Source organism: Samsonia erythrinae (assembly GCF_004342665.1).
Classification (GTDB): domain Bacteria; phylum Pseudomonadota; class Gammaproteobacteria; order Enterobacterales; family Enterobacteriaceae; genus Samsonia; species Samsonia erythrinae.
The window spans coordinates 392,799-399,187 of sequence record NZ_SMBY01000003.1; the positions used below are offsets into that span (position 1 = coordinate 392,799).

At 37.8% G+C, this 6,389-nt stretch carries 8 protein-coding genes and 1 pseudogene; 6 read left to right on the forward strand and 3 right to left on the reverse strand.

What is annotated here, in order from left to right; translation table 11 throughout:
- Positions 1–363 precede the first annotated feature (363 nt).
- The 6 genes and pseudogenes from EDC54_RS18235 (at position 364) to EDC54_RS17890 (ending at position 4,071) form a co-directional block, all read left to right on the forward strand.
- Entirely contained in the window at positions 364–981 is a 618-nt protein-coding gene (locus EDC54_RS18235) for a tyrosine-type recombinase/integrase (RefSeq protein WP_408005830.1), read from the forward strand.
- A pseudogene (locus EDC54_RS08440) lies at positions 978–1,277 on the forward strand (tyrosine-type recombinase/integrase); the annotation flags it as partial. The gene EDC54_RS18235 and the pseudogene EDC54_RS08440, both read left to right, overlap by 4 nt.
- An 88-nt stretch (positions 1,278–1,365) precedes the next feature.
- Positions 1,366–2,058: an MBL fold metallo-hydrolase gene (locus tag EDC54_RS08445; RefSeq protein WP_132455112.1), complete on the forward strand. Its 693-nt coding sequence runs from the start codon at positions 1,366–1,368 to the stop codon at positions 2,056–2,058.
- A 53-nt stretch (positions 2,059–2,111) separates the two neighbouring features.
- Positions 2,112–2,585: a ComEC/Rec2 family competence protein gene (locus EDC54_RS08450; protein WP_132455114.1), complete on the forward strand. Its 474-nt coding sequence runs from the start codon at positions 2,112–2,114 to the stop codon at positions 2,583–2,585.
- 24 nt (positions 2,586–2,609) lie between these two features.
- Complete coding sequence (locus EDC54_RS08455; RefSeq protein WP_132455116.1) at positions 2,610–3,512, forward strand: HNH endonuclease; 903 nt, start codon at positions 2,610–2,612, stop codon at positions 3,510–3,512.
- 388 nt (positions 3,513–3,900) lie between these two features.
- Positions 3,901–4,071: a hypothetical protein gene (locus EDC54_RS17890; protein ID WP_165904285.1), complete on the forward strand. Its 171-nt coding sequence runs from the start codon at positions 3,901–3,903 to the stop codon at positions 4,069–4,071.
- Positions 4,072–4,138: 67 nt separating this feature from the next.
- On the opposite strand, the gene EDC54_RS17945 is transcribed toward EDC54_RS17890, so the two are convergent.
- The 3 genes from EDC54_RS17945 to EDC54_RS08470 form a co-directional block, all read right to left on the reverse strand.
- Complete coding sequence (locus tag EDC54_RS17945; protein WP_196238445.1) at positions 4,139–5,266, reverse strand: hypothetical protein; 1,128 nt, start codon at positions 5,264–5,266, stop codon at positions 4,139–4,141.
- Positions 5,267–5,277: 11 nt separating this feature from the next.
- Positions 5,278–5,796, reverse strand: coding sequence for a type 4 pilus major pilin (locus tag EDC54_RS08465; protein ID WP_132455118.1), 519 nt, complete (start codon positions 5,794–5,796; stop codon positions 5,278–5,280).
- Positions 5,797–6,224: 428 nt separating this feature from the next.
- Positions 6,225–6,389: integrase core domain-containing protein (locus EDC54_RS08470; RefSeq protein WP_165904286.1), on the reverse strand; the 165-nt coding region annotated here is incomplete at its 5' end.

Consider the following 6,389-nt stretch of genomic DNA (forward strand, 5'->3'; position numbering starts at 1 on the left):
TTTGCACCCAGCAAAACACTCACCGGAAAACCCACCACTATGGATGGTCTGGTTCAGGAGTGGCTGGAAGTAAAATGCGCTAAACCGTCAAAACCGGGAAGACAGGCGATCTGGAACAAACATGGTAAAGCCCTGCATAACGTAGACCTTGAGCAGCTTACTTACCACCATGTCTATTCTCATATTTTGGCGATGGGGGTCAGCAACGCTTCTCATCGTATGTGCCAGATAATTAAAATGGTGATGTTATATGCCTTTCAGGTGCATGGCATACAGGGGCAACAACCGGGACAACCTGTATACGTTCCGCAAAAATTGTCAGAGATTCATGACAGAAAAAAAGTTGCCGCCGTCATCGGTAAAATGCGTGATAACCATCTACAAGTAGAACAATACCGCATACTCTGGCATTCCTTGGGTAACACCCCTTCCCATGCTGCGATGCGCTTTATTATGATCTTTGGTACTCGCAAATCAGAATCAGCAAAGCTGGTATGGCCTGAAATAGATTTAAAGGCTAAGACATGGACCTTACCTGCTGAACGTACCAAAACAAAACAGGAGCGCGTCTACCCTCTTCCTGATTACCTAATCAGTCTGTTAGAAGAGTGGTCTTGGACAAAACACAACCTTGGCAAACAGATATGGACACATATCGGACATACCACGATGTCTCATTCCGCTGTCAGGCTACGGGAAACGGTAGGAAATGACTTTACGACTCACGATCTGAGACGTAGTACGGCATCAATGATGAGTAACGAGGCGGGGATTGATCCCATTATTGTAGACCTGATGTTAGGTCATAGCCTCAGCATGGTAATGTCAAAGATTCTGGCAACTTACCAACCAAAAGCCTTTCAGAAAAAAGTCGATAAGGCTTGGCCTATTTGGTTTCAGTGGTTTGAGAAAAATATCATCAACAAGAAGCCAAAGGAATGGCAAAGGGGACTGCCTAAACTTGCGGATACAAGTAAATGAGTGAAAACACCATCAACAAAGCACTACGCAAAATGGGCTATGACACCAAAACCGATCTGTGCGGTCACGGTTTTCGAACGCTGGCGTGTAGTGCCTTAATTGAATCAGGGATCTGGCCCGAAGATGTGGTTGAACTTCAAATCAGCCACATGGAAAAGAACAACGTTCGCGCTGCCTACACTCACAAGGCCAAACACCTTGAGTAACGCCGCCTCATGTTGCAATGGTGGGCTGATTTTCTGGATGCTAACAGCAACGGGATGATTAGGCCGTTTGAGTTTGGGCAGAAGGGATAGATTTTGCAGCCAAGGATGGCTTGATTAATTTAGACCTAGTGTTAGCATAATTTAACTCTTCTACCAAATTTTTCATGATGGATTAGAAATGACATTACTATCAGCGGAAGTAACATATCATGGTGTAGGTCAAGGATTATTTATTTCTGGAGAAATAACTTCAAATGAAAGGTCTTTCAAATGGGTTTATGATTGTGGGTCAAGTTCAAAGTCAGGTAAATTACTATTAGAGAGGAAAATTAAAACTCTATTTAAACAAAGAAATGAGCCTAACGTTATAGATATGCTAGTTATTTCTCATTTTGACAGAGACCATATAAACGGATGTGAGTCATTACTCAAAAAATTTAAAGTAAATAAAGTAATACTTCCATACATCCCGCTTTGGAAAAGAATCCTATTAGCATTAGAGCAAAAAATTGGTATTACTGGAAAGTATATTAATTTTTATATAAACCCTACAAAATACATTAATGAAATATCAGAAAACAAAGAAATTCATATAGAGTACATAGATTCACAACTAGTCGATTTTAACGAAGAAGAAACTCCCCCCACCAATGAATCACAATATATCCCCCCTCATGAAAACGAAAGTGATTTATTTAATTCACCCTATATTAAATTAAGGAAGAATGGAGGCGTTTTGATTGAAAAAGATATTATCAAATGGGAGTTTGTATTTTATAACGACGAAGCCATGAAAGGACACCTCGATAAAACAGCAATAGAAGAGATAAAAAAATTATGTATAGAGATAAATAACGACAAAAAACAATAAAAAAAATAAAAAAAATATATGAAGAAAAATACACAAAAAAAGATGAAAGAAATATGATCTCTTTGTTTATGTATGCTGGACCAATAAATATAAAAAATAATCTCAAAAAAACATACATCCATTTGTGCTCACCCACTTGCGTAAAAAATCATGATATGGTTTACCAGTACTTACCAAACCAAAAATCAGGATTCCTATTTACTGGTGATGGATATTTAAATACTCAACACAGATTCGAATCACTTAAAAATTCCATTACAGAAAAAAGAATGAATAATATATTATCCTTTCAAGTAATGCATCACGGTTCAAAAAACAACTGGTTTCACAGTATTGCAAATGAAATATGCCCCCGTTTTAGTGTATTTAGTTCGAATCCTGAAAGATCTAAAAAAGACAGATACGGAAAATCTAAATCATGGAATCATCCAGATCCTGAAGTTGTAATGGACTTCTATAGATACAATCCTATTCAGGTTGATCTGAAAAAATCTTTTTATGTACACTCTCATTATTATTTTATTTAGTTCTTAATAAAAACTGGGAAAATAATGAATATTTTATTTTGTAATATTGGATGGATGGATAAATATGATGGAATTGATGGTGATTCAATCAAACGAGGTGGAGCCTACAACAAAAAATCCATAGGCCATGAAGTTTGTAACTTTACAAACTCTGATGGATATGTATATGGATATGTACAACCAACAGGCCAGATAAAAATAGAAAAGCTAGGTGCCAACAAACGTGATGAAAAAATTGATGGTGTGACTGTTGTTTGGCTTGCTGGCCCTGACTCTGGTGGTACTGCTGTTGTTGGCTGGTATAAGAATGCAACAATATTCCGTGAGCCACAAGACTTGATATCCCCTTCATCGAAACATAAAAAAAATGGTATAACTACTTTTAGAATAAAAGCTCTGTGGAAGGATGCTTTTTTATTACACACTGATAATAGAAGCACTTTAATTCCCAGAGCTGTCAAGGGAGGAATTGGACAAAGTAATGTTTGGTATGCCAATACCCCTGAAAGTGAGAAGTATGTTAATAAAGTAAGAAAGCTAATTTCTGAATCCGACGAAAATATTCATACACCTGATATTGACCAAGAAATTATGGGGATTGAAGGCAATCCACGATTTATATCACATATACGAAGAGAACGAGACTCAAAAATCGTTAAAGCGAAAAAAAGAATTGTTTTAGAAGAGAAGGGACATTTGAGATGTGAAGTATGCAACTTCGATTTTTTTGAATTTTATGGTGAGGATGGATACGGTTTTTGCGAAGTACATCACTTGATACCGCTACACAAATCAGACGGGGCTACGATTACAAAACTATCTGATCTTGCGATAGTATGCTCAAACTGCCATAGAATAATACACAGAACAACACCAATGGTTTCACTTGATGAACTGTCTAGAAAAATTAATCAGCGAAAAAGTTAAAATTAAACTAAAACCTAATACCAAGCGAAAAGTTATTGGCTTCACTTAGCTGTAGTAGCTTAGCTACCGCTTCACTCAGTTCTGGAACTATGCGAATCTGAGAGAACAGGAGTTTATCCGGCATTGATTTTCTCGTATCGAGTTTAGCAATTGACTAGTACCACCCCTAGCCTTAAATTGCAGCCAATCAGGTACGTACTTAACAAAAGACCATCTGAACACAAGTTTCGCCCCTGAAAGGTACGGCAATACCAGACAAGGGCTAACCTCAACGTTATACAGAGTAACGCTATGGCTGTCTGTCAGTTTACCTATTCCCTTCCTGAAAATCTGCATCTGGCTACTGCTTTTTTTGCCACATCTCAGCATCCAGCAACGGAGGCTTATCATGTTCGATAACACACCGCTAGAACTGGAAGAAATCATCGATCAGTGTCGGGCATTAATTTACGCTGTTGTTGAACTGGATGAACCCAAGGCAAAAGAGATTTTAGCTTTTATTTTGTGCGAAAGGTTAAATACACTGCATCTGACTTATCAGAAGGAAACTGTAAGCTAATATTCTTTGTTCAGATGATGAAATGCTAAAAGGGCATAACAGCCCTTTTAGTCGATTATAAAATATATCATTTAGTCTGTAATTTACAACCACGCCCACATTTTTCATAAAGGGGCATGTTTTTTATCTCTTCCTCAGTTAAAACAGAACTATCGTAATATATGGTTGGAGAAAAAAAGATACTTATTATTTTATAAGCATAAGCAATCGGATCGGAATTTAACTCTTTTTCCCTTTTACTTTTACTGCTTTTATCGAAAAAACTGGCAGGAGAGTCTTCTGTCGCCTCAAAACTAATATAACGGTTAAACTGTATAAAGACATAGTTTCCACATATTTGGCCTGTCGGTGATGGAGCAGAATTACATGTACTAATTTCTTTTATACTATCCTTTATTTTTTCAATGTCAGGGACCGTTTTATTTTCTGCTGCTCCCTGACTTATCGATAAACTCGTCGAGATCGATGAGGAAGTAGATACTGATTTACTTGCCGACAACGATGCCGATGTACTGGCTGAAACACTTGCCGATCTGGAAGCACTCAGACTGGCACTGGTACTTGCTGATTTTGACGCTGATAATCTTGCGCTAGTTGAAGCCGATTTAGACGCAGAGATCGATGCTGATTGGCTGGCACTGAGACTATGACTTGTTGAAGCACTTAGTGACTGACTTGTGCTTGCTGACTTAGAAGCCGATAGTGATGTACTGGTTGAAGTGCTTAAACTTGCTGACACTGAAGCCGATTTAGAAGCTGATACCGAACTTGATATAGACGAGGATATCGACTTACTGGCGCTCACCGATACCGATGTTGATGCTGATTTACTGGTAGACAGTGAGGCTGACATACTGGCAGATTTGGATGCAGAGGTTGATATTGCCGTACTTGCCGCGACTTCTGCCTCTGAACCTTCCCGCAGTTCCCCAAGATTCAACGGAAAAGCCAATGTGTTTTTTAAGATCTGCATGGAAATAGGATAGGTTTCCTGAACACTTCCATCTGGCTTGGCACTCATAAGATATGCATCTGCTGTATCGAATATGGTACGAACCTGTTGAACGGTTTCCCTTACCGCCGCATCATGCTTTTCATTGAGATAAAAGCTAAATGCGGTATAGGCAATTCCTGAAGCAATCCCAAGTGTTAAAACAATTTCTAATACTGAATATCCCTTTTTGTTTTTTATCATAATATTTATCCTTATTTAATCGATAACTGATGGTTTTCTCTGGTCTGCATGGTTTTTCGATAAATCTCATAACTGACCTTAATGAGGTTTTCTTTTTCAGCAGAACCGCCAGAGGAATGAACAATATCCCCACCAGATTGATATAGTGCGTAGGTTTTGGGATAGACAAAATGATTGACTACAATAGTGTTATCTTTACCTGATTTACATAATGCTGCTGTTTTATCCGCTACAACAGTGTTTCTGTTCCATGTGGTTCCTGAAGCAGGCGGCGTGAATGGCACATATTGGTTATTGACCAGCACTTCAAAATATTGTCCAGCTAATTGCGTTGCCAATGTCGCACATGACTTATCTGGTACATTGCTTAGCTTTAACTTTAGAACGTTAGCACCAGTATATGTTGGGTTATATTCCAATGAATAAATACTACCTACCGGAGCTTTAAAAATACTATCTACGGAAATGGCTTTAGCTGAAAAAAACAATGTGAATAGAAAATACACAAACCCGACATTTTTTATTATCATATTACCTCCTAAATATTCTTCAATATATTATTTAAGAGATAATCAATTTTTTAGTCTTTGGCAATAAGCTGTTTATTATTTGTTTTCACAATTCCACCAATGATGGATAAGCGGATTTATTATATAAACTAACCGCATTTTATCTTTGTTACATTAGATAATTTATAAACATTAGATTCACAATCGTTACCGTCACCACTGCTAGCACTAGTTGTAAGACTTAATTGATATGGTGTAACCCAACCATAATAATTGCTCCCCTTTCCTCTACAAGAGGTAGTGTATTTAACATATCCATAATAAGCGAATAGTGCTGTATTATTGGGGCAGTAATTATTTCCCCCTTCATTAACATATGGTATGGATGTGATATATTCAGTAATTCCAGTACCTAGTTCCCATTTGCCGCTAATGTAAATAGACCCGTTTTAGTTCCATGCATTTTTTGAGTTCCCGGCCAAATAATGGTGCTGTCGGTATTCCTCCGGTGTCATATTGTTCAGCGATTCATGCGGACGTTCACAGTTATATTCTGATAACCATTTTTCCGTGATTTCACGTACTTCATTCAGCGTTCTGAACAGATAAAAATC